Below are 23,584 nucleotides of genomic sequence, written 5' to 3'. Positions count from 1 at the left end.
ATTAGCCCATTTTTCAGTATCTTTTATCAGCATAATAATTAAACTCGATCGGTTTTTTCGTTATAACTGATCTGATCGACTGATATAAATAAAGTTCAATTGAAGCCTAATTTATTTGTGTATAAGAGTCAGATCCTGACACAGGGGGATATGGTGGATAAGAGAATTACAGGGGTCAGGTTCGTTGCTTCACAGCATTCCTCATATGCCTGTATCAGAACAATCAAGACACAGTATTATGAAGCAAGTGATCTGACCCCCATTACTTTTCTCTGCAGTAATTCTCTGCAGTAAAATGTTATCGATACCTATTATTAAATTGAATTACCCACTAGTTTTTTGGTTATGCTAGCGACGTGCTTCCCTTGAAAAGTAGCTAAAGCAAGCTCTTTACTTGAGGGCAACTTGCTACCATCAGCGCCAGCTATACAAGCAGCGCCTAATGGTGAACCACCTTTTACTTCTGAAATATCAGCAAGGTCTGGAGCAGAATATGGTAGCCCGACGACGATCATACCATGATGAAAAAGAGTAGTATGAAATGATTGAATTGTAGTTTCATTGCCTCCTCCTGTCCCTGTTGATGTGAAAACGCTACCAACTTTGCCAATTAAACCTCCAGCAGCCCAGAGCCCCCCAGTTTGATCAAGGAAGTTACGCATTTGTGAAGCCATATTGCCAAACCTTGTCGGTGTGCCAAAAATGATTGCATCATATTCTTTCAATTCAATAGGTGCTGCAATCGGTGCACTTTGATCAAGCTTAACCCCTGCTGATTTTGCTACATTCTCTGGCATTATTTCAGCCACGCGCTTTATCGTTACTTCTACATCTTTAATTGATGATGCTCCAGTAGCAACCGCATCAGCCATCGCTTCGATATGCCCATAGCTTGAATAATAAAGTACAAGTATTTTCGTCATTATTTTTTAACTCTGTTTATTGTAGAAGTTTTCATAATAATACTCGTAGCAAGTTATATAAATTTCAATTTACAGAATGTAATTATCTTTTTTATGAATAAACAAAACCTCGACCTTGAATAGTAAAACAAGGAAAACAGGAAGGGTTATAAAAATCACAGTTAATTCAAATACCTATAAAGTTATTCTGTACTGACCAAGGCGAAGTCACACTTTGTTAAATTCTAATTATGAGAAAGGTGTATCTATATAAATAGAATATTCAAATTATTTTATTTACTTATAATCCAATATTGTTCTGAAATACCTGATAGAAACTTAACTATTAGGTATTTGCATTAACACCTCGTAATTACTTTATCTAACTTAGGGATTTTTATGGTTTTCCTTTCACCGTGTAAGATTTTATTTGGTTCAATCTCAAGCGAAAAAATTTCAACTTTTTTAAAAGAAAGTGGTTATTCGCACCCTCTTATAATAACTGATAGCTTTATAGGGAACAGCCCTATTTTAAAGAACCTAACTGAGCCTTTGAGTATCAGTGGTATTAACTATGTTACCTATACTGATATCGAGATCGAGCCTACAACAGATTCAATTGACAAATTAAGAGCTTTTTATCATTTAGGTCAATTCGATATTATTATTGCGCTTGGTGGTGGTAGCGTTATTGATTCTGCTAAAGCTTTGTCTATTATGGAAAGTTTTGGTGGCGATTATACTGATTGGCACATACCGAATACGCCGACAGGTAAAGTAATACCCGTTCTAAGCGTACCTACAATCGCAGGCTCTGGATCAGAGACGACTAATGCCTGTGTACTTAGATCTTCACTAGACCAAAGCATCATCATTTTTGCAAGTGATGCTTGTATCTCAAGTGCAGTTTTTATTGACCATGAGCTCACGATGAGTGTGCCAAGTACATTGCTTGCTGTAACCGGTATTGATGCTTTAACCCATGCACTTGAAGCCTATACCTCAATACTTGCTAATGATTTTAGTGATATGTTTGCTTTAGAGGCTGTTCGGTTATTGAGCCAAAACTTACGCCCTGCATTTAATGATCCCACTAACATGTCAGCAAAAAAATCACTCATGATTGGGAGTATGATTGCCGGCTATGCCTTTTCCAATGCTGGCTTAACATTGATCCATGGGATGAGTGGTCCTATAAGTGCTCATTTTGGTATTCCTCACGCACTTTCAAACGCGATACTGTTGCCGACATTACATCGATACTGTGCCAACGGGGCGACATCAAAATACGCTGTTCTTGCCAGAACAATATTACCTAGGTTGGAAAATGAGAGTGACGAAACAGCTTGTGAAGAACTGATTAAAGAGCTCAGTGCTCTGAATAATGAGTTGCAAATTCCCACCCTGTCAAGCTTAGATATAAATGAAAGTGAGTACGTTTCAGTATTAGATACTTTAGCCGATGAAGCGCTACAGCTTGGACTCATTCAAAATTGCCCGTTTGTTCCATCACACACCCAAATTGTGGATTTATATAAACAATGTTGGTCAGAGAAATGGTAGCAAGCACTCAGCAAGCTAAGGTAGGTCTATTCAAATAAAACGAAATAGCGATTCGCTTTTATGAAATTGTGTTACTAAAAAAACTCTGGCATAAATTAACTTTTAAAAGATACGCCATCGTAATTTAAGGTTAAGCGTATCTCTCTATTACATCATCTAGGAATTATCTCTAATGAATACAAAACCTGCTTTAAATTGGATAGATGGCCTTTGGCTTGACTCCGGTAATTATAAAGACTCTATTGACCCTGCTACCTATCAGCTAATTGGTAAGTACGCTGAAGGTGGATTACATGAAGCACAACTGGGCATTAAAGCTGCAAAGCGCTCATTCATCGAAACGCCCTGGAAAGAAGATCGCAACTTACGTGCACAAGTTTTGCTTGAACTAGCCGACGCGTTTGAGCGTAATTCAAAAGAGCTTATCGACATGTTGGCATTGGAAAATGGCAAGATAAAGCCTGAAGCTACCTTCGAGGTCACTATGGTTCCCTCAAAGTTACGCTACTATGCAGCACTGGCTCGCACTGAGTATGGTCGTGCTGCTGAGCCTAAACCAGGCAAAATTTCAATGGTGATTCGCCAAGCGGTTGGTGTAGCCGGCATTATAGTGCCGTGGAACTCTCCAGTTATACTAATGATCCGCTCTTTAGCGCCGGCTCTAGCTGCAGGTTGTACTACGGTTATCAAAATGCCGGGGCAAACAGCTCAAACTAACGCGTTAGTGGCACGAATAATAAGTGAGGCCGCATCGTTACCTAAAGGAGTTATCAACCTGTTTAGCGAGTTAGGGGCACCGGGTTCTGTACACTTAGTAGAATCACCAGAGGTTCCAGTGATCAGTTTTACTGGTAGTACGACAACTGGCCGTGCAATCTCTGCCAACGGTGCACAGTCGCTAAAACGTTTTGGCCTAGAACTAGGCGGAAAAACACCGATGCTAGTATTTAACGATACCGACCTTGATGCCGCAGTGCCAATAATTGAAAAGTCTCTAACCGTATTCGCAGGCCAGTTCTGCATGACCGGTTCTCGAGTATTAGTACAGCGTGATATAGCGCCCGCATTAATTGAGCGTTTGGGTGAGCGGTTAAAATCTGTACGTGTAGGGCCTGCTGCAGATCAGAGCAGTGAGATGGGACCTTTAATTGATAAATCAAACGTTCAACGTGTAAATCAAGTTGTTGAGGAAGCTATTACTAGTGGTGCTGAAGTCATTGTACGCGGCGGCCCTGTCACAGATGGCTCTATGAGCAACGGAGCATTTTATCGACCAACCTTGTTGCAAGTATCAGATCCAAATATGCCGATTGTCCAGCACGAGACATTCGGCCCAGTGCAAACTTTACAAGTATTTGATACTGAAGCTGAAGCGATTGCATTGGCAAACAACAGCGAGTTTGGTTTAGCTGCAAGTGTGTGGACTCGCGATATAGACCGCTCTTTGCGGGTCGCTCGCGAGCTGGAAGCCGGCACGGTCTGGATCAATGACTGGGCTATGGTATACGACGAATTCGAGGAAGGTGGTTTTAAACAGTCAGGCCAAGGGCGTTTGAACGGTGTCGCGGCAATGGATGATTTTGTTGAATACAAACACATCGCATTAAACCCTGGTCTACGACAGTCGTAATTTCAACTCAATTGCCTACACAGAATTGTGTAGGCAACAGGAAAGTAATTTATGGATCACTTAAAAAGTTTACCTGCATTATTATTTATTAATGTTCAATCTATTCAACGCAGACAACGCTTATGAATAATGATACAGGTATCAGCGTTATTGTTCATGAGGTAAACCCTGATCATCAAGCTCTTTATGAACAATGGATGAGTAAAGCAATTGAAGCTCATCAAAAATTTTCAGGCTTTCTGGCTACGGATATAGTAAAGCCTGTGGGAGAGCAATTACGCTACGTAATAATTCTGCGCTTTATCAGTAAAGAGTACGTATTGCTTTGGTTGAAGTCTGATGTACGCCAGGCTTTGTTGCGCGAATCTTTGCCATGGTTAAAAGAAGATTATTATCGCACGGGTGAGGACTCGAAATTTTGGTTCGAACCGTTACAAACTCGAGTAACCGTAGCTCGATGGAAACAATGGCTGCTCTCTTGGGGGATCGTCTTACCTTTAACCATTATTATACCTTGGGCAATGTCTGCTTTTTTCGAGCTAGCTCATTTAAATATACCCAGCTATTTTTCCCAAGTGCTAGTAGCAGGTTTGGTATCTCTGAGTATGGTGTATTGGTTGATGCCTTTAGCGACCCGTACCTTATCTCGCTGGTTATTGCGTTAAGCCCTATTACGATTAGCTAACCAGTCTGATACCCAAACCACCTAACTTGTCGCAATACATAAAAATATGTATACGAGTATGATAGGTTGTACTAGCGAATATTTTTAATAGTTAGTATAACGAATGAATAAATTTTTAGAGATGAGCACGTTTGTAGCGGTTGTTGATGCTGGTGGTATTTCTGAGACAGCTAATCGTTTGGGGACTACAAAATCGGTTGTTAGTCAGCGGATTAAACAGCTTGAGAATCGCTTGGGGATTAGCTTGTTTGATCGAGGCTATCGGCTGTATGCAACAGAGGTAGGCCGTGATTTTTATGTACAGTGTGTTCGTATTTTGGCTGATTTAGCTACTGTTGAAGAGTCTATGTTGTCAGAAAAATCCACTTTGAAAGGAGGCTTGCGTTTGGCTGCACCAATGGCATTTAGTACTCCTTATCTAACCGATATATTGCCTGCCTTTGCGATACAATATCCTAACTTGCAACTTGATATTGAGTCTAGTGACCGTAAAGTTAATCTACAGGATGAAAATTATGATGTGGCAATTCGAATGGGCCAGTTGACAGACTCATCACTAATAGCAAAGCCAATCACCTTTAATCGCCACTTAATTTGCGCGCACCCTTCCTACCTAAAACGCTACGGTACGCCACATCACCCTGCTGAATTAATTAATCATGAAGGGTTATTATATATCCATCGTGAGCCACACGGTATGTGGCAGCTACCTGTTGAGGGTAAAATTCAGTCTTTTCGAATTCGTAGTCGAATGCGTACAGATAATGCACACATGTTGATGGAGGCCGCACGTACAGGGTTAGGGTTGGCAATCCTACCGACATTTATCGCGGCTGAGTATATTGCATCAGGGGAATTACAGGTTGTTTTGCCACAGTATTCACCTTCAGGGGGGGATATTTCTGTTGTGTATCGTCAAAGTAAACGAGCCTCATTGAGAATTCAAGCATTTGTTAAATTTCTAACTGATCATATCGGCTGTCCACCACCTTGGGAGATGCTGATTGCAGCTAAGTTGCTTGAGATAGAATGTAAACACAACATGAAGTTTAATAAATAAACTACGGCATTATTTATTTGTAACGTTGTTCGTGGTTTTCGAACTATTGATTCGCAAAAGTGTATCTATTAAAAGGACAAATTAATCCCTATAATCTGAACAATAAAATCTCTTATAAAAAGTTTGGAGTGATAGTATGAGTTATGATGAATCAAATGTAGAAGAAAATGAAAACATTGAAAGCCCTGAACGCCGTAAAATAATTAAAAGTACTATGCTAACCTTTGCTGCACTTACCGCTGGCAGTTTGTCTGGTGTGTCACAAGCATCTGAGCTTAATTCAAATACTAAACAAACATCAGAGCAAATACCCGATGTGATTATCGTGGGCAGTGGCTCAGCAGGCTCTGTACTCGCTAGTCGCCTGACTGAAAAAGCAGATCGTCAGGTTTTATTGCTGGAAGCTGGACATAGCTATAAGCCAAATAACTACCCTGAAGAATTAGCAAAAAGCGATATTGTTGGTGCGAACCGTAACCCCGATGTGGAATGGGGTTATAACACTGAACCAGGCTATGTTGGTCATCCCATTGGGGCGATCCGCGGTAAAGTAGTTGGTGGCAGCTCAGCGGTTAATGGCGCGGTTGCCATTCGCGCTCGTCCAGAAGACTATAAACGCTGGAATTTGCCTGGGTGGAGCTACGAGGATATGCTGCCTACATTTAAAAATATGGAAAACCGTACAGGCGGTGATGATGCCATTCATGGACGCAGTGGTCCATTCCCTATTCGTCAGTTGACTTACAACGATATCACGCCGATGCAGCGTGCATTTATGGATGCCACTATTGCCAATGGCTATAAATCAGTCGCTGATTTTGATGGTGCTAATGCCCATGGTGTCGGTCCATATCCGATGAACATTGTTGATGGTGTACGGGTTAATACCGGTATGGCGTATTTAACAGATGCTGTTCGGGCGCGTCCTAACCTGACTATTCAGCCTGATGTGATGATTGACCGTGTTATATTTGAAGGCAAGCGTGCAGTGGGTGTGCGTTTAGCAAATGGCACTGTATTGAAAGCCAAAGAAGTTATTCTCTCTGCCGGTTCTTACGGTAGTGCGGCTATTCTTTTGCGTTCGGGCGTAGGGCCTGCATCCGATTTAAAAGCCTTATCTATTCCAGTTGTTGCTGATTTACCTGTTGGTCAAAATATGGTTGACCATCCATTCTATTACAACGCATATGCAGCCAAACCTGACATGGTTGGTGCGCAATCCCCTGTGATTGGCGCAAAATTATGGACACACAGTCGTACTGCGGCTAAAGGAGAATTAGATTTACATATTACAGCCACTCATTTGTTCCCGCATGAACAAAGCCCGACTAAAGTCGGTTTTGTTTTGGCCGTTGCATTAACACGTCCAGAATCACGTGGTCGCGTATGGTTAGCAAGTCGTGATCCTATGGCCGCACCTAAAATAGATCTTAATTTTCTGGCGGCAGAGAGCGATCGTATTCGTTTGCTAGACGGCATTAAGTTGGCACGAAAAATTGGTAAATCAGCACCGCTTGATAAGATGATTGCAACCGAATTGAATCCCCAGCCAGCCGCGCAAAGTGATGAAGCACTTTTGGCTTCAGCTAAAGCGACCTTAGACACTTACCATCACCCTGTTGCAACTGCACCTATGGGCTTACGTGATAACCCGATTGCTGTGGTTGATTTACAAGCACGAGTGCATGGTTTAACTGGTCTGCGTGTGGTTGACGCTTCAATATTTCCTGATGCGCCATCGGTGGCAACCAATGTCCCCACTATTGCGGCAGCGGAACATATTGCACGTCATTCTTACGCATAAATTTGCCGCAAGATTGTTGCTATATACCTAAACCACCTCAAGATGCGAGCGTCGTTGAAATTAACAGCGATTGATATTTTTAAATCGCTGTTAATATCAGCTGCAATGCTTATCTTGAGCTAGTTAGATATTGTAAGGCTCCGTCACAGTAAAGGTTAAAGGTTAAGTTAATAATTTAGAAAAGATTAAAAAGTAAAACCTACTTATTTGAAAGTTATAGTTAAAAATGAATTTTACGTTTATAAGGAGCAAGTAGCGTGCTTAGAGTTACACTTGAACAATGGAGAATGTTTATTGCTGTTGTGGAGTATGGTGGATTTAATCCAGCAGCGATTGAAGTACACAAAAGTCAGTCCAGTATTTTTAATGCAGTAAAAAAAATTGAACAATCACTTTCCCTGAAGTTGTTTAAGTTAGAAGGTAGGAAAACAGTTCCTACGACGTCTGGTACGAGGGTTTATGAGCAAGCATGCAGTTTACTTGAAACGGCAAAAAAGATTGAGGTATCTGAACGGTCAAACATTTATAAAGATAAAGTTTTGCGTGTTGCCGTTGATGAAATGTTACCTAGAGCTCTTCTAAATAAGGCTTTGAATAAAACATCAGCTTTACTTCCTGATTTACGTATTGAATTAATTAATTCTTCGTCCGAGATCTCTACCAGCCTTGTTGAGCATAAAGACGTTGATGTTGCAATTTCCTCTCATTACTCTTCAAATATATATTGTCAAGAGCTATGTAAAATGGAACTCATTCTTGCTGTTAATACTACCCACCCCTTAAATTCATTAAATCGGGAGCTTAAAATAGAAGAGCTCAATAGCCATCGTCAAATTGTATTACAACAGTGTAGGAAACTTCAGCATAGAAACCTTTATTGTCCTAATGATAGTAAATATTGGACAGCAAACAACCTTCGCCTATGCATTGATATGGTAATAGAGGGGATGGGGTATGCTTGGTTACCTTTAGCAACTATCACAAAAGAGTTAAACACAGGAACCCTAACCTCTTTAGACCTTTTCGACAAGCAAGCTAGAATGGTCAGTTTATATCTGCTACATGGTAATTATCAAAATCTAGAACCCGAGGCTCAGGCTTTCTTAAAGGAGGTTCAAAAACAATTCAGTTCCGGGGCGGTTAAAGTGAGCAGTGAGCTAACTTCTTCTGGCTTCCTACAGACCTAACCGCTAGGGAAATATAAAAGCGCCCTCACTCTGGGCGCTTCCGTTGTTGAATTAAAATTCTACTGATTTACTACACTTTTCAGTGGATTCACTGGCTGGGCGTTTTCGTCTAATAAGTTCATATCAAAATCAAATTCATCAACACGAATTGCGCGTTCACGTTTTTTGTTGTAATCAATTAATATTACATATTCGTCTTCAGTGATCACATTTGCTACAAGTGCATTATCAAGAGTAAGTGCAAAACGAATACCTGGTTTGATTGTTTTAGCACGCAAGGCTTTTTTCACTTTTGCGAGTAAATCTAAACAGCCCATTTTCGCTTTATACGCTTGCTCGTTAATGTAATGTCCATCACCTTCAATAGGTTTAACTAAGTGCGTTATTTGCTTTTTAAATACCGTGTCGAGTTGCGCTTGTGTTGCTAATTCACGAATTAAGTCATCGCTAATTTTTGGCATTTTAGTCGAATAGTTCATGGTAATAAAACGCATAAACTTACGTGTGCCACTTGCAGGAAAGTTGTCTAAAAACTTATGCAATGCTTGTTCCGCGCTTTGTAATGCAAAACGTGTTGCGTAGTGGAAATATGGCGCTGCTTGCTCGCGTTCACTGCTTGCCACTTTTTGCTCATAATATTTAATTGATGCCATAGCCGCATATAAAAAGCTCATTACATCACCTAACCGGGCTGATAGCATTTCCGCTTGTTTAAGTTTACCGCCAAGTACTAATAATGAGAAATCTGCATAGACTGCTAATTTAGCAGATAATTTATGTGCTGCTTTTTCATATTCACGTACTTCTGGCAGCTCAGACTCAGCACCTGCGGTGAATGGTAATACCCCTAAGCGAAATGCACGTAGGCTGTTTGCTACACTGTAACCGACTGTTTTACGTAAGATACTATTAAATTCTTTATCAGCATTTTTATCTTCACTATGAATAGACTCAACCATCGATTGCAAATACGGATGACAACGCATGACACCTTGACCAAAGATCATCAAGTTACGGGTAAGAATGTTGGCGCCCTCAACCGTGATGGCAATTGGTTGTGCAACATAACCACTTGCTAACGTATTTTGTGGGCCATTCTGAATCGCTTTACCTGCTTGAATATCCATTGCTGAGTCAAGCACGTCACGGCCAATTTCAGTCATGTGATATTTTGCAATAGCAGTCACAACTGATGGCTTTAAGCCCATGCCTAAACCTTCGGTTGTCAGTACACGCATTGCTTCTTGTAGGTATGTTTTACCGGCAATATCAGCGAGTTTTTCTTGAATACCTTCAAACTGCCCAATCGCTAAACCAAATTGCTCTCGTACTGCTGCGTATTCAGATGCGCCTTTAAAAGCCACTTGTGATGAACTCACACCTAATGCAGGTAACGAAATACCACGGCCAGCGCCTAAACAGCTAACCAGCATTTGCCAACCACGACCGATGTTCTGTTGACCACCAATAATGAAGTCCATTGGCACAAATACTTTGTTGCCACGCGTAGTACCGTTGTAAAAACGAATACCCATTGGATCATGACGATTACCAAGTTCAACACCTGGGTGCTCTTTTGGAATAAGCGCACAGGTAATACCAAGGTTTTCTTTACCGCCCAGTAAGCCATTTGGATCCACCACTTTAAATGCTAAACCAAGCACAGTTGCAATTGGCGCAAGGGTGATATAACGCTTGTCCCAAGTTATCTCAAGGCCAAGTACTTCTTCACCGTTGTACATGCCTTTAGTCACTGTGCCTAAATCTGGAATGCCACCGGCATCAGAGCCAGCCTCAGGGCTAGTAAGTGCAAAACATGGAATGTCACGACCATTCGCTAAGCGTGGTAAATAATGTGCTTGTTGCTCTTTAGTACCAAAGTGCAGTAGTAACTCACCAGGGCCTAACGAATTAGGCACCATAACAGTTACTGCAACAGCAGAACTTTTAGTAGCAATTGTGCCAACAATAGTAGAGTTTGCGTAAGGGCTAAACTCTAAACCACCGAATGATTTAGGAATGATCAGTGCAAAGAAACGTTCTTTTTTCAGAAAATCTAAAATGTATTCAGGTAAATGAATACCGTTTTGAATTTCTGTATCGTCGATCATACCCAATAGTTCTTGTAATGGACCGTCGATAAATGCTTGCTCATCTGTGCTTAAAACCGCAGCAGGTACTGCGCGTAAAGCGTCAAAGTCAGGCTTACCTTGGTAGATAGAGCCTTCTAACCACACATCACCCGCATCAAGGGCTTCTTGTTCAGTGATAGAAATACTTGGTAATACTTTTTTTAATTTTGTACGTAAACTCATAATCAACTCATCCGACCAGATAATAATACCTACATTACGTCATAAAAAATGGTTTAGATCAATTACTCTAACCAACTTTTTAACAGTTTTTTCAATTTATTTATTATTAGACTAACTAAGCTATTGAATAAAAAGAGCTAACACTTGTAAGCTGAAAAGTATTTAGTTGACTTATTTTTACTAAAAAAACACTAACACAATGAGGCTTTAGCAATAATAGAAACAAAATGAGGGGGAAAGATACGTTAAAGTTTGTGCAAAGTAGTGGTGTTAGTTTATCGACGGTAAACTAACACTGCAAATTACCACTAAAAGTCGGCTAATTTGCCATTACATAGTTTTATTAATGTATTTGGATCAAGTGCAATTTCAAGGCCGCGTTTACCAGCGCTTACATAGATAATATCAAACTGCTTTGCACTACTATGGAGGTAAGTCGCTACGCGCTTTTTTTGCCCTAATGGACTTACGCCACCAAGAATATATCCGGTGCTATTTTCTACCTTTTGTGCCGCGGCCATATGTACTTTTTTAACACCACATGCTTTTGCTAAGAGCTTTAAGTTAACTTGTTGACTCACAGGCGTAATTGCCACCACTAACTGCAATTCATTGGTTTCAAATACTAAGGTTTTGAAAACCTGCTCAGCGGCTAGATTTAACTTTTCAACAGCTTCTAAACCAAAGCTTTGTGTACTTGAGTTATGCTCATAGCTGAGCAGCTCAAAAGTGGCCTTGTGCTTTTTTAATAATTGTGTGGCTGGCGTCATGACTAACTCCATTGAATTGTTAACTGCTTTAAAATCAACAAAAAAGAGTACCAAGGTACTCTTTTTAACTATATACACTTGCTAAATAATATTAACAACAGGGATCAAACGGCTCTTTGCGGCCATTTTATTACCATAAATCCGCATAGCGCTTATCGCTAATGCAATAACGACAGCACAGCCGAATAACCAAAATATCGAGAAGGTCGGTGATTGTTTGAAGTTGCCGACTTGGTAAACAACAGAGGCTGTAATATATGCAAGGCCCGTTGACCAGCTTGCTACAAATAGCATCCATTTCATTCCAGCTTCACGATACATTGCCCCCATCACCGCTAAACACGGTGTATAAAGCAATACAAACACTAAATAACTGAATGCAGCAAGTTGACTACTGAATAAGTTTTCCATGGTTGCGAAGGTCGATACATTCACTTCTTGGTCAATGGCAGCACTACTTTGATCACTCACATTTGTGACTTTTAAACCCAGTGGATCGAGTAAATTACCAAATACGTCTGCTAGGTTTGTCGGAATACTCGCGAACGCTTCAGCCACTTTATTGATGACATTAACTGGCTTTTTATTCGCTGGCAGTGCGCTATCTAAATTTGAATACAAACTATCAAGCGTTCCAACCACTGCTTCCTTAGCAAATACACCAGTAAAAATACCGACCGTCGCTGGCCAGTTATCTTGCTCTACCCCGATAGGAGCAAACACCGGTGTTGCAATTTTTGAAATTTCACTGAGCATCGATTTATCTGTGTTGTCATTACCAAAGGTAAAATCAGTACCTATAGAGCTGAGTATTTTTAAAATAACAAATACCACGATAATGGTTTTACCGGCGCGCATACAAAAGCTTTTTAAGCGCTCCCATGCTTTGTAAAGTACACCTTTTGCCGTTGGCATATGATACGCAGGTAATTCGAGAATAAATGGGGTAAGCGTTGGACTAAACAAGGTATTTTTAAGTACCAAACCGGTTAATACCGCCATGACAATACCTAAAATATACAGTGCAAATACTAAGTTTTGGCCATTAGTGGTAAAAAAGGCAGCGACAAATAAAGCGTATACACTCAGCCGTGCACCACATGACATAAATGGCGACATAGCTATAGTGAGCAAGCGATCTTTGTGGGTTTCTAAAGTACGTGTCGCCATCACTGATGGCACGTTACAGCCAAAACCAACAATCAGTGGTACAAATGCTTTTCCTGGTAAACCAATGGCGCGCATTAATCTATCCATGATAAAAGCAGCACGCGCCATATAACCTGAATCTTCAATAAAGGCTAAACAAAAGTATAAAAAGCCAATCACCGGAATAAAGGTGGCAACTAACTGAATACCCCCACCTAAACCGTCCGCAAGCAATGCGCGTAGCCAATCAGGTGCGCCTAATGACGTTAATATTTCACCAAAGCCATCGACTAGAATCGCACCAACAGCAATATCGAAAAAGTCTATAAATGCACTGCCAACATTGACTGCAATAGTAAACATTAAATACATGATCCCTAAAAATATTGGGATCCCTAAAAAGCGGTTGATCACTACCGCATCTATTTTATCGCTGATGGTTTCAGAGGCGATGCCTTTGGTATTTTGAGCAAGTTCAGCAAGTTGATGGGCAAATTCATACCGACCATTGGCAAAAAGCACATCAAGTTCATGATGATCGGCAAACTGTTCAAATTCAGCTTTTGCCAGTGCCAGCGTTTGTTGATCCACATAACTAAAACAACTTTCATCTTGCTCTAATAAACGCAACGATAACCAATGGGTATCAATGCTTTCTAATGGCTTATTATTGATTGTAATACTGGAGGCAATCTTAGCCGCTGCTTGCGCCACATTTGGTTCATAAATTGGTACATGGGATGACACTTTCTTTAATTTTAGACCCTGAGAAATACACTCTTTTAACGCGCTAATATCTTTTTTATTATTCGCACTTAACGCAATCACCGGACAACCTAGACGTTTCTCTAGCGCTTTAGCATCTGTCAGCAAACCATTGCGGTTTGCTACATCCACCATGTTTAGAACCACTATAAGAGGTATTTTCATCTCAAGTAATTGCGCAGTAAGATATAAGTTACGTTCAAGATTTGATGCATCAAGAATATTGATGATCAGTTGTGAGCCACCACTGAGTGCATAGTCACGGGCAATTTTTTCATCTAAAGGGGTTTGTGCATTTACATCTAAAGAGTAAGTACCGGGTAAATCAACTAAGTCGACAGTTTGATCAGCCACTTTAAATTGACCAATCTTCTTATCTATGGTAACCCCTGACCAATTACCTACTTTCTGTTTGCTACCGGTTAACGCGTTGAATAGTGTAGTTTTACCACAGTTCGGGTTACCTATTACGGCAATGTTTGGATTCATACTGCAAGTTCCAAATTAATTGATTGTGCCTCGGCTTTACGAAGACTAAGAACAGTACCGCGAACTTTGACAATCATCGGATCGCCAAATGGAGAAAAGCGCAATACGTGGACAGGAGCGCCTGGCGTTAAACCCATTGCAAGTAATTTCTGACGCAGTAAACTCGCATTAGGATCGATGCTTACAACAGAGCCATGTTGGCCAATTACTAATTTGTCTAACGTGAACATGCCGTTTAATTTCATTTAATACATCAATGGCGCTGATTTTACGCCGATCCTTCAATCATGCAAGTGAGACTAGGGCGTGTTGACCTTTCAGGATTAAAATTTGTTCAAACTAGGGGCGATTTAATCGCGGCGCGAGATTTGTAACCTAGTGGGCTAAGTAAAAATCGAGCAAAGCTTTCGCGTCCTGCTCACGCCCCTTACCTACATCCATGTAGGCAACAAAGAGTTAGTCGCCCCTAGGAAGAACCCAAAGGGCAGCGCGTGTTTGGCATTAATCTGCGTTATCGCCTATTTATGGGGGACAACCACACTACATAGGCTCTGCCTTGCCTAAATACCAAACACACTGCTGCAAATTTAACCTCGAAAGATAAACACGCCCTACTTATCATAACTATAAAAAATGGCGCTTATTAGCGCCATTTTATAAGTAATGAATGATTACTTAGTTAAATCATCAAAGAACTTTTTTACACCATCAAAAAAGCCTTTTTCTTTTGGACGATTTTTAGAACCATCCTTACCCATGCTTTGCTCAAGCTCTTGCAATAACTCGCGTTGGCGTTCATTTAACTTAACGGGTGTTTCTATTACCACTTTACAGATCAAGTCACCAACTGCGCCACTGCGAACAGACTTAACACCTTTACCGCGCATACGGAACATTTTGCCCGTTTGACTCTCTGCTGGGATCTTCAATTTAGCACGACCATCTAAAGTCGGTACTTCAATTTCCCCACCAAGAGCTGCCGTTGTAAACCCTATCGGCACTTCACAATAGAGGTTATTGCCATCACGCTCAAAGATACGGTGTTCACGTACCGATACTTGCACATACAAATCACCAGCTGGTGCACCATGTACCCCAGCTTCACCTTCGCCAGATAAACGAATGCGATCGCCAGTATCAACTCCCGCAGGGATTTTAACCGATAATGTTTTGGTTTTTTCCACCCGCCCTTGACCATGACAGCTATTACATGGATCAGAAATTATCTGACCAGTGCCCTGACAAGTTGGGCAGGTTTGTTGTACAGCAAAGAAACCTTGGCGCATTTGCACTTGGCCTGCACCATGGCAAGTAGTACATGTTTTCGGTTTAGAACCTGCTTTTGCACCGCTGCCGTCACATGGATCACAGCTCACCCACGTAGGTACTTTAATTTCGACTTCTTTACCACGAACCGCTTCTTCTAAGCTTAAATCCATGTTGTAACGTAAATCGGCACCACGCTGTTGACGCGATTGACGACGGCCACCACCGCCACCAAAAATATCACCAAACACGTCACCAAATACATCACCAAAGTCACCATGGCCACCACCAAAGCCGCCACCACCGCCACCGCCTTGTTCAAACGCAGCATGGCCGTATTGATCATACATTTGACGCTTTTGACTGTCGGTGAGGATCTCGTAAGCTTCTTTTACTTCCTTGAATTTAGTTTCAAGATCTTTATCGCCTGCGGTACGATCTGGATGATATTTCATCGCTAAGCGCTTATACGCTTTTTTAACGTCTCTTTCGCTGGCGTCTTTTGCCACTCCAAGGACTTCATAATAATCGCGTTTTGACATATCTATCACACTACTCTTTTCTTACTGCAGCATTGCTGCGGATAAATCGATAAATCGTATCGATTTATCATCTAATTTACATGCAAAAGGCGCGTCAAGCTATAGCCTGCGCGCCTAAGTTGTTCATCCTAACTTAAATTACGATATCAGTCATCGTGTTTTCAGTTAGTGAAGCGCTGGCAACAATTACTTGTCGTCTTTCACTTCTTCAAACTCAGCATCCACTACGTCGTCATCTTGCTTAGCTGACTGTTGTGGTTGCTCACCAGCGTCGCCGCCAGCTTGTTGTGCTTTAGCTTGTGCAATTTCCATTAACTTTTGTGACTTTTCAGCAAGCGCTTGAGTTTTTGCTTCAATCTCGTCTTTGTTGTCACTCTTGATAGCTGCTTCTAGCTCAACAACAGCCGCTTCAATCGCTTCTTTATCTTCGCTTGGTAATGCTTCACCCGCTTCTTCAATTTGTTTACGTGTACCGTGAACAAGTGCGTCAGCTTGGTTGCGTGCAGCTACTAACTCTTCAAACTTTTTATCGTCTTCAGCATGTGCTTCTGCATCGCGAACCATTTTTTCAACTTCTTCATCACTTAGACCTGAAGACGCTTGAATGGTGATTTTTTGCTCTTTACCTGTGTCTTTATCTTTAGCAGATACATGTAAGATACCATCGGCATCTACATCAAACGTTACTTCGATTTGTGGCGTACCGCGCTGTGCAGGACGGATACCTTCTAGGTTAAATTGACCTAGAGATTTGTTATCGCTTGCACGTTTACGTTCACCTTGTAGCACATGAATGGTTACCGCAGCTTGGTTATCTTCTGCTGTTGAGAATGTTTGCGATTTCTTAGTAGGAATCGTGGTGTTTTTCTCAATCAGTGCCGTCATTACTGAACCCATAGTCTCAATACCTAGAGATAATGGTGATACGTCTAGTAATAGTACGTCTTTCACGTCGCCTGCAAGTACACCGCCTTGAATCGCTGCACCTACGGCTACTGCTTCATCAGGGTTAACGTCTTTACGTGGCTCTTTACCAAAGAAATCAGCAACTGTTTTTTGTACTAAAGGCATACGTGTTTGACCACCAACAAGGATGATGTCGTCAATGTCGCTTACTGATAAATCAGCATCAGCAAGGGCACGTTTTAATGGCTCTAGTGAGTTCATTACTAAATCTTCAACTAGTGACTCAAGCTTAGCGCGTGTTAGTTTCACGTTCATATGCTTAGGACCCGTTGCATCAGCAGTTACGTACGGAAGATTTACTTCTGTAGATTGTGCAGATGATAATTCAATTTTTGCTTTTTCAGCCGCTTCTTTAACACGTTGCATTGCAAGTGGATCAGCTTTTAAGTCTAAACCTTGATCTTTTTTGAATTCAGCAACTAAATAGTTGATTACACGGTTATCAAAATCTTCACCACCTAAGTGAGTATCACCATTTGTAGCAAGTACTTCAAATGTGTGCTCACCTTCAACTTCATCAATTTCAATGATTGATAAATCAAACGTACCACCACCTAAGTCATATACTGCAACAACGTTTTCGCCTTTGTTTTTGTCCATGCCATAAGCAAGGGCAGCAGCCGTTGGCTCATTGATGATACGTTTAACTTCAAGACCCGCGATACGACCGGCATCTTTAGTAGCTTGACGTTGTGAATCGTTAAAGTAAGCAGGCACAGTGATAACCGCTTCTGTTACAGCTTCACCTAAAAAGTCTTCGGCTGTTTTTTTCATTTTTTTCAAAACTTCAGCTGAAATTTGTGGTGCAGCGCGTTTTTCGCCGCCCGCTTCAACCCAGGCATCACCATTATCAGCTTTGATAATTTTAAATGGCATGATGCTGATATCACGTTGTACTTCTTCGTCTTCAAAACGACGACCAATTAAACGCTTAATTGCAAATAATGTGTTTGTCGGGTTAGTAACCGCTTGACGTTTAGCAGACTGACCTACTAGAGTTTCTCCGTCTTGCGTGTAAGCTATAATAGACGGAGTGGTACGATCGCCTTCCGCGTTTTCAATAACACGTGCTTTGCCACCATCAAGTACTGCAACACAAGAGTTAGTAGTACCTAAGTCAATTCCGATAATTTTACCCATGAAATATCTCCAACTTCAAAATTCATTAATACGTTCGATGACTAGTAAATAGGGATGCCACAAACTTAATTCAACTGTAAAAATGAAAAAAAAGTGCTTTTTTGTAATTTATTTTGCAAATACCCCTAATTAATGTGCGAATTGTTGTTTTTTTGCATCGTTAGAGGCCATTTCACAATCTAGTCAGATAAGTTTTCTGGGTTATAAAGTCACGAATAAATAGAAATATCATAATGACTCAATAAACAATTTACGCATTTGTATTTAACCGTTAATTGATGCAAACTTGCTCTTAAATACTTCTACGTGGTTATTGATTTTGCAAACTGCCTGTCCTCATTGTGACCATATTATTGATATTCCACATGTAGTGGCAAAACAAATGGCTGTTTGTCCACATTGTCACAGTAAGCTTTGTGCAGCAAATATAAATTACGACAGCCGAGTTGTTGCACTCAGTATCAGTGCCTTGTTAATGCTGTTAAGCAGTATGTTTTATCCATTTATCTCATTTAGTAGTAATGGTATTACACAAACGATTACCTTGCCCGATGCTGCTCGTATTTTGTTTAATTACGACAGCGATTTATTAGCCATTTTTATTGATGTTAGTATTATTGGTTTACCGATGGCATTACTCACCACCTTGATCCCATTGCATTTAGGCTTACTTAAAGTACTTCCACAAACGATTGCCAGGCGCTTACTCAAGTTCACCTTAGCGTTGGAACCATGGATCATGTCAGAAATATTTTTAATCGGCGTTTTGGTCAGCATGGTGAAAATAATGTCACTCGCGGAAGTCAACTTTGGCGTTAGTTTTTGGGCCTATACCGCGTTTGTAATCTTATATATTGGCTCATTAGCACACTTAAATCGTGCTCGATTATGGGAGCAAGTACAACCTCAGGTTGGGATTGCAGCAGCAAAACTTTCTTATCGTGCCATAGATAGTAACATTCGTGCCTGTCATGTCTGCCATCAACTTAGTGATAGCCAATACTGTTCTCGCTGTAATAGCAAAACCCATATCAGAAACCCCCACAGCGTACAAAAAGCAACGGCATGGTTAATAACTTCAATTGCCTGTTATATTCCCGCAAACCTATTACCAATAATGTATACCACTAGTTTAGGCGATGAATCCCCCTCAACATTAATTGGTGGAGTGATAACACTGTGGCAAGCAGGTTCATACCCTATAGCATTAATTATTTTTTTAGCTAGTGTAGTAGTGCCGCTTGCAAAAGCGCTCATCTTAACGTTTTTATGCTTTTTGGTGAGTAGACCTGCTAATAGCCAAACAAAGGGCTATACAAGAGTTTATCAATTAACTGAATTTATTGGTAAATGGTCCATGATCGATGTATTTGTTGTCGCAATTCTAGTAGCCTTAGTACAATTAGGAAACTTAATGTCAGTAACGCCTGGCTTAGGCACTGTATTTTTTACTATCATGGTGATTTGCCAAATGTTGGCAGCACACGCGTTTGATCCTCGGCTATTATGGGATCCGCCAAGCAATGATAAAAAGACCATAAATTAGAGAAGCAGCATGAGTGAAACGGCTAATATAAAACAAGAACCCATTATTTCTGCGATTTGGATCATCCCCGTTATAGCTTTGCTCATTGGTGTGTGGATGCTTTACCAATACCAAGCAAATAAAGGCGCGACGATATATATTTCAATGCCTCATGCTGAAGGCATTGTGGCAGGAAAGACGGAAATTAAAGTACGCAGCGTGAAAATAGGCCAAATCGATCATATTCGCCTCTCTGAGACTAAAAACAGTGTCGTTGCTCGTGCGCAAATTGATAAACATTATGATGGCTTACTCACCGAAGATGCCACTATATGGGTAGTAAAACCGCGTATTGATGAAACAGGCATCAGCGGTATGAGTACTTTACTTTCTGGTGTGTATTTAGAGTTTTCGCCAGGTGAAAGTAGCAAAACAAAAGAACATTTTAAATTACAAGAAGAGCCTGCGCTGATTGATAAAGATGTCAAAGGTGGTCGCTTTTCATTACTCAGTTATGATGCTGAGGTTATGGATGTCGGCACCGGTATATTTTTTAAAAATTATAAAATTGGTCAGGTTGAAACCGCGACTTTTGATTGGAAGAATCAAGCAATGAAGTACGGTATTTTCATCAACGAACCTTATCAAAATCTGATCACTTTAAATTCTATTTTCTGGGTTAATGCGGGTGTTGAAATTGATTTATCTGCCGATGGCATTAATGTAAAAACAGGTTCATTAAGCAGATTATTAAAAGGAGGGATCTCGGTTGGTTTGCCTGAGCAACAATCGCCAGGTGATTTTGCCCAGGAAGGCCACAGCTTTTCACTTAGTAATAGTTACAAAGATGCTCTTGAGGAACGTTTTTATAATTTTGATTATTACCTCATTGAGTTTGAGCAATCTATTAGAGGTTTACGTGCCGGCGCACCGGTTGAATATCGTGGTATACGCGTAGGTACTGTTGTAGAAGCCCCCGCCTTTGTGATCATCGATGGCAAACCCGTTCACTTTAAAACTGACAATACTGCAGTGCCAGCTTTGATAAAAATAGAGTATGGCCGCATTTACCACGACAATGCCTCAGCCAAAGAGTTTTGGCAAAGCAGTATTAATGGTTGGATAAAAAATGGCATGCGCGCTTCTTTAAAATCAGGCAATTTGCTTACTGGCGCTGTGTATGTCGATTTTGATATCTACCACGATGCCCCAGCTGCGAAGTTAGAAACTCTGTCTCAATATCAAGTATTCCCGAGTGTTTCCAGTGGCATTACCGTTTTAGCAGATCAAGTATCAGACGTATTAAATAAAGTAAACAATTTAAAAATTGAAGACAGCTTAGCGCAAATTGATTCTGCATTTGCTGATTACCAAGCGCTGGCGAATGAAATGCGTACATTGTTGAGTAAACAAGATACCCAAAATTTGCCCGGTGATATTAACCGTAATTTTGCTGAAATGACAAAAAGTATGCAGCAATTTGATGTCACCATGAAACAGTTTGAAAAAACCATGGCCAGTTATCAACAAGGTTCCTCATTCCATCAACAATTACAACAAACGCTCTCAGAGTTTAAGCGTTTAAGTGAAGAGCTACAGCCACTCTCTCGTGGCTTAAATGAACAACCAAATATGTTTATTTTTGATAAATCATTGCCTGCCGATCCAACGCCGAGGAAACAATAATGCGCACGCTTTTACAACTACAATATTTTGCTGTTATCGCAGTGCTATTCTTATCTGGGTGTAGTCAATCGCTTAATGCACCCGTTAAATATTATCAGTTTGAGCAAAGCATAAAACCAATGCAACGTAAAAGCACAGATACTGCAGCGCAATTACGCGTTAGTACCGTATCATTACGAGGCGCACTAAATAACCGTGGTATTGCTATGAAAATGGACAACAACCAAGTTAACGCCGCTAATTATCACTTATGGAGTGAAGCGCCAGATCAAATGCTAACAGCAAGCGCCCATCAAACATTATTTACCGAGCTTGGTAACTGGATGGTGATCAAAGGACTACCTGTCATAACAGATAAAGATCAGCAAAGTTATTATGAATTAGAATATGAACTGCATCATTTCAATGGTGATAACCAAGGTAATGCGGATATTTCCGGTTTATGGCGTCTGTATTATACGTCATTTGAAAATGGCCGCTCTTTAAAAGCAATTCATTATTTTAGTGAAGTTAATCCTTTAATCGGTGATGATTACGAGGGGCTTGTCGAAAGTTTAGAGCAAAGCTGGCAGAATATTAATCAACAAGTAGCGACCACCCTAAGCGTGCTTAGTCACGAATAATTAAACATGGCTAATTTTCACGTAATACTTGTGCGCTATCTAAGGCTGTAATATCCATTGATTAATTTTAATTCGAACGAAAAAAGTCGGCCTAACGGTTACTTGAAAGAGTACAAGCCCTATTTGTTTTTGATATATTCATTTTTATAAAAAATTTTTAAAATTAAGATCTTAGTAACTAACAGCCTACTCATCATTAATTAATTGTTCTATATCTTTTAACATATCGGAGAACTCAGCATTAGCATGCTGGCGCTGTTTTGCTGTCAACGTCGCTCTTAAACTCACAAGTAAACGCGCATAGCGCTTTGAATTTTCGGCATCTAAGCGAATTAATTCGTCACTCATAAACACCTCTCGCTTAGTAATGACAGTTGATAATTGGTTAATCAGCTCATCTCGGCTAAGTTGGCTATCAAAAAAGAGCTGTTTGAGTTTGTTCAGCCGAGTTTGCTTGTAAGCTTGCCATAATAAAAATGTTGCTTGGAATTCGCTGTTCGTCTGGGTGATCAAAAACACTTGTTGTTCACTCAGTTTACCAAGCCACTGTTTATAAGTATCTAACTGACGCTCAAGACGATCTTGTTCACGCTGTGTTGGAGTTTGTTCATGATACTCATCACTTTCGGTCGTTATATCCTTTGCAATGGCAGCAACAAATTCTTCTCTTTGTTCCATAGATAAACCAACAGCCAGCTCAATAAGATCGTCTTTAACATACATAACTAACGATTGCCAATGTGCTTTGAAGCCTTGAAAATACGTTAATAATGCTTGCTCTGAAGGATCCTCATTAAGTAGCTTTTGTAATGCCAACAGATCCTGTCGATACAAAGGCAATTGCGTCTTACGATGCCAATCCCGACTTTGCTTAATTAAATCTTTAGCTTGTTTACTTTGCTGCTTCGATAAATCAACGTAATCATCAATCCAAAATGCCGATAACCAGCCTATATTATTGTAGGTAAATGTAGCGGAGCACCCAGTCAGAGCTAATAACAATACACCAACTACTGTTGCTTTATAATTCAAACATATGTTTTTTATCGACATTTATTATTTTTCTTACTGTTTTTATAACACTACGTTAATCAACTTAGTGCATTATGTAAATGAGGAAATTAAAATAAACCCGATCAAATAAAAATAATTATCATTTAGTTGTTGACGCACAGCAATATTCAAGTGATAATCGTTCGCATCAACACTGAATAGCTCAACACAATCCGTTTGCGCTTCTTGTATGAATTGAACGTACCGACCTCAGTGCCCTAGGGAAGATCGACCAGTAAGGATGCTGGGCCCCCTTAGTACAAAGTTGTTAATGAAGATAGTGACGCTTCAAGCGTATTACTTACTCGACCCAAGTAATATAATTAAAAGATCACACTCACTTGCTACATTGCTCATATCGGTGACGGTTGATATGACCCAAAAAGCCCCAACAGGGGCTTTTTTATTCCTTTAAATTTTCTGTAATATCTGTATCTTATGTCTAAGTTTTATCATTTATAGTG

Annotated in this window: 17 protein-coding genes; 9 read left to right on the top strand and 8 right to left on the bottom strand. The window is 40.4% G+C overall.

Features of this window, described 5'->3' with window-relative positions; genetic code table 11:
* Positions 1–314 precede the first annotated feature (314 nt).
* Positions 315–923 carry an NAD(P)H:quinone oxidoreductase gene (wrbA, locus tag HHO47_RS03595; RefSeq protein WP_169018976.1) on the bottom strand — a complete coding sequence of 203 codons (609 nt, stop codon included), beginning with the start codon at positions 921–923 and terminating at the stop codon, positions 315–317.
* A 378-nt stretch (positions 924–1,301) separates the two neighbouring features.
* Here wrbA and HHO47_RS03590 point away from each other — a divergent pair, with 378 nt between their 5' ends.
* The 6 genes from HHO47_RS03590 to HHO47_RS03565 all read left to right on the top strand — a co-directional run bounded on the left by HHO47_RS03590 (position 1,302) and on the right by HHO47_RS03565 (position 8,831).
* A complete protein-coding gene (locus HHO47_RS03590; RefSeq protein WP_169018974.1) occupies positions 1,302–2,465 on the top strand; it encodes an iron-containing alcohol dehydrogenase in 1,164 nt (387 codons plus the stop codon).
* Between the two features lie 172 nt (positions 2,466–2,637).
* Positions 2,638–4,095, top strand: a complete 1,458-nt coding sequence (locus tag HHO47_RS03585; RefSeq protein ID WP_169018972.1) for an aldehyde dehydrogenase family protein — start codon at positions 2,638–2,640, stop codon at positions 4,093–4,095.
* A gap of 122 nt (positions 4,096–4,217) precedes the next feature.
* On the top strand, positions 4,218–4,760 hold the full coding sequence (locus tag HHO47_RS03580; RefSeq protein ID WP_169018970.1) for an antibiotic biosynthesis monooxygenase: 543 nt from the start codon (positions 4,218–4,220) through the stop codon (positions 4,758–4,760).
* 123 nt (positions 4,761–4,883) lie between these two features.
* Complete coding sequence (locus HHO47_RS03575; RefSeq protein ID WP_169018968.1) at positions 4,884–5,840, top strand: LysR family transcriptional regulator; 957 nt, start codon at positions 4,884–4,886, stop codon at positions 5,838–5,840.
* 136 nt (positions 5,841–5,976) lie between these two features.
* Entirely contained in the window at positions 5,977–7,644 is a 1,668-nt protein-coding gene (locus HHO47_RS03570) for a GMC family oxidoreductase (protein ID WP_169018966.1), read from the top strand.
* A 257-nt stretch (positions 7,645–7,901) separates the two neighbouring features.
* Positions 7,902–8,831 (top strand): LysR substrate-binding domain-containing protein, encoded by a 930-nt coding sequence (locus tag HHO47_RS03565; RefSeq protein WP_169018964.1) that lies wholly within the window; start codon positions 7,902–7,904, stop codon positions 8,829–8,831.
* A 59-nt stretch (positions 8,832–8,890) separates the two neighbouring features.
* Here HHO47_RS03565 and HHO47_RS03560 read toward each other — a convergent pair whose 3' ends face one another.
* The 6 genes from HHO47_RS03560 to dnaK all read right to left on the bottom strand — a co-directional run bounded on the left by HHO47_RS03560 (position 8,891) and on the right by dnaK (position 18,233).
* A complete protein-coding gene (locus tag HHO47_RS03560) occupies positions 8,891–11,146 on the bottom strand; it encodes an acyl-CoA dehydrogenase (RefSeq protein WP_169018962.1) in 2,256 nt (751 codons plus the stop codon).
* 308 nt (positions 11,147–11,454) lie between these two features.
* A complete protein-coding gene (gene ybaK, locus HHO47_RS03555; protein ID WP_169018960.1) occupies positions 11,455–11,916 on the bottom strand; it encodes a Cys-tRNA(Pro) deacylase in 462 nt (153 codons plus the stop codon).
* An 81-nt stretch (positions 11,917–11,997) separates the two neighbouring features.
* Positions 11,998–14,319, bottom strand: a complete 2,322-nt coding sequence (feoB, locus tag HHO47_RS03550) for a Fe(2+) transporter permease subunit FeoB (RefSeq protein WP_169018958.1) — start codon at positions 14,317–14,319, stop codon at positions 11,998–12,000.
* On the bottom strand, positions 14,316–14,564 hold the full coding sequence (locus tag HHO47_RS03545) for a FeoA family protein (protein WP_248290912.1): 249 nt from the start codon (positions 14,562–14,564) through the stop codon (positions 14,316–14,318). The genes feoB and HHO47_RS03545 overlap by 4 nt, the downstream gene beginning before the upstream one ends.
* Positions 14,565–14,990: 426 nt before the next feature.
* A complete protein-coding gene (dnaJ, locus tag HHO47_RS03540) occupies positions 14,991–16,127 on the bottom strand; it encodes a molecular chaperone DnaJ (protein WP_169018956.1) in 1,137 nt (378 codons plus the stop codon).
* A gap of 186 nt (positions 16,128–16,313) precedes the next feature.
* A complete protein-coding gene (gene dnaK, locus HHO47_RS03535; protein WP_169018954.1) occupies positions 16,314–18,233 on the bottom strand; it encodes a molecular chaperone DnaK in 1,920 nt (639 codons plus the stop codon).
* 319 nt (positions 18,234–18,552) lie between these two features.
* Here dnaK and HHO47_RS03530 point away from each other — a divergent pair, with 319 nt between their 5' ends.
* Genes HHO47_RS03530 through HHO47_RS03520 form a run of 3 tightly spaced genes read left to right on the top strand, consistent with a single transcriptional unit; the run spans position 18,553 to position 22,067 of the window.
* Positions 18,553–19,779: a paraquat-inducible protein A gene (locus tag HHO47_RS03530; RefSeq protein WP_169018952.1), complete on the top strand. Its 1,227-nt coding sequence runs from the start codon at positions 18,553–18,555 to the stop codon at positions 19,777–19,779.
* 9 nt (positions 19,780–19,788) lie between these two features.
* Positions 19,789–21,444 carry an intermembrane transport protein PqiB gene (pqiB, locus tag HHO47_RS03525; protein WP_169018950.1) on the top strand — a complete coding sequence of 552 codons (1,656 nt, stop codon included), beginning with the start codon at positions 19,789–19,791 and terminating at the stop codon, positions 21,442–21,444.
* Positions 21,444–22,067 carry a PqiC family protein gene (locus HHO47_RS03520; protein ID WP_169018948.1) on the top strand — a complete coding sequence of 208 codons (624 nt, stop codon included), beginning with the start codon at positions 21,444–21,446 and terminating at the stop codon, positions 22,065–22,067. Before pqiB ends, HHO47_RS03520 begins: the two co-directional genes overlap by 1 nt.
* 186 nt (positions 22,068–22,253) lie before the next feature.
* Here the strand turns inward: HHO47_RS03520 and HHO47_RS03515 are convergent, their stop codons facing one another.
* Positions 22,254–23,120 carry a DUF6279 family lipoprotein gene (locus HHO47_RS03515; protein WP_169018946.1) on the bottom strand — a complete coding sequence of 289 codons (867 nt, stop codon included), beginning with the start codon at positions 23,118–23,120 and terminating at the stop codon, positions 22,254–22,256.
* Positions 23,121–23,584 lie beyond the last annotated feature (464 nt).

Source organism: Pseudoalteromonas arctica, from assembly GCF_012927645.1.
GTDB lineage: Bacteria > Pseudomonadota > Gammaproteobacteria > Enterobacterales > Alteromonadaceae > Pseudoalteromonas > Pseudoalteromonas arctica_A.
The sequence above is the reverse complement of the archived record's forward strand: the minus strand, read 5'-3'. Positions and strand labels throughout refer to the sequence as shown.